General features: G+C 68.5%; 1 protein-coding gene. It reads left to right on the top strand.

Translation table 11 applies throughout. The annotated features are described in order from the left end of the window. Window positions 1-183 precede the first annotated feature (183 nt). On the top strand, window positions 184-1,950 hold a 1,767-nt coding region (locus ACFW9D_RS16910; RefSeq protein ID WP_384622734.1), incomplete at its 3' end, for a right-handed parallel beta-helix repeat-containing protein.

Here is a 1,950-nt window from a genome sequence, read left to right on the forward strand (position 1 = left end):
CATGTGGCGCGGCCCCCCCTGCTCTCGGCGCGGATTGGGGGCGGGCCAGTTCACCCGGCCGCGGCCCATCCGCCCAAGTCCCAGGCGGGCAGGACCTATTACGTCGGCCCGTACGGCGACGACGCGAACGACGGCAGCAACGCCACCCACCCCTTCCGGCACATCCAGAGGTGCGCGGACGTCATGGTGCCCGGCGACACGTGCGAGATCGTCTCGGGTTCGTACGAGGAGACGGTGGTCCCGGCCCGCTCCGGCACCGCCGAGCTGCCGATCACGTACAAGGCCGCGGTGGGCGCCGACGTCACGGTGAACGGGGCATCGCGGCTGACCGGCTTCGATCCGGTCACCGCCGCCGATGTCACCGAGATCGCCAAGAGCGATCCGTTCGCCGCCGGCTCGCAGTTCAGCGACGCGGTGGCGGCCGGGCACATCTACAGCACCGACGTGGACCTCGGCGCGGACGTGTCGACGGTCCAGGTGTTCACCGACAAGAAGATGGACATCGAGGCCCAGTGGCCCTATCCCGGCCTGGACCTGCTGGGACCCACGCTCCAGTACGCCGGTGCGGGCAGTACGGACGCCACGATCTCCGACGCGGCCCTGACCCGTCCGGCGGGGTACTGGGACGGCGCCCGTGCCCTCACCGGCTACTGGTACATCTCGGCCACCGGCACCGTGAAAAGCTCGGCGGTCGGCTCGGTGACCCTCGACGTGGCGCCGCCGTGCGTCCACAAGGTCGTACCGAACGAGACCCGATACGCCCTCTCCGGGAAGATCGGTGAACTCGCGCGCCCCGGCGAGTGGTTCTACGACCCGACGGCCAAGAAGCTGTACGTGTACGGGGACGACGACCCGGACAACCACCGGGTGGAGGCCAAGCGGCGCACCCTGGGCTTCGACCTGTCGGACACCAGCCACACGACCGTGAAAGGCATCAAGCTCTTCGCGACGACCGTGCGGACGGGCGACACGAGCACGGGTGTGACCCTGGACGGGATCAAGGGCCAGTACCTGTCGCACTACACGGACATCACGCGTGGCGCGACGGACTGCGGCACGACGGTGACGCGGGGTGTCTCGGACACGGGCCTGATCATCAACGGCACCCACAACAAGGTGGTCAACAGTGATCTGTCGCTGAGTGCGGGCAACGGCATCGCGCTGCGCGGCCAGAACAACACGGCCACCGACAACGTGATCCACGATGTCGACTACATGGGCACGTACGCGGCCGGCATCGCCGTGCAGGGCAACAGCCAGACGGTCACCCACAACACGATCTCGCGGGTCGGCCGCAGCGGCATCAACCTGCAGTGGAACACCGTGGAGGGGCTCGAACCCGGCAAGGACGTGATCGCGTACAACGACGTCTCGGGGTACGCGCGGCTCAGCCTCGACGTCGCCGCGATCTACACCTGCTGCAGCGCTTACATGATGGGCTCGTCCCTCGACCACAACGTGCTGCACGACCCGGATCCGAGCACCAAGTCGTCGACGTTCGGCATCTCGGGCATCTACGCCGACAACGGGCAGAGCGACCTGGTCATCGCGAACAACGTGGGCTGGGGCAACCGCGAGGGCACGGTGATGCTCAACGGGCTCGGGACCGGGTCGCACGACAACCTGGTCGCGGGGAACACCGGCGGGATGACCCTCTTCTACGTGAAGGAGCCGGGGCAGTCGACCGGCACGAAGATCTACAACAACATCGGGACGATCCGGGGCCTGAGCGGCGCGACCGACGGCGGGCTCGTGCTGTCGAACAACCTGCCCCCGGAAGTCGATCCGCTGTTCGTCGACGCGGCGGCGCACGACTACCGACTGCAGGAGGGCTCACCGGCACGCAACGCGGCGATCGCCCTGCCGGGCATCAACGACGGATCGACCGATCCGGTGCCGAGCCTGGGCGCCTACCAGTACGGAGCACCCCGGTGGACCGCGGGAGCCCGC

Source organism: Streptomyces sp. NPDC059524 (assembly GCF_042749255.1).
Lineage (GTDB): Bacteria > Actinomycetota > Actinomycetes > Streptomycetales > Streptomycetaceae > Streptomyces > Streptomyces xanthii.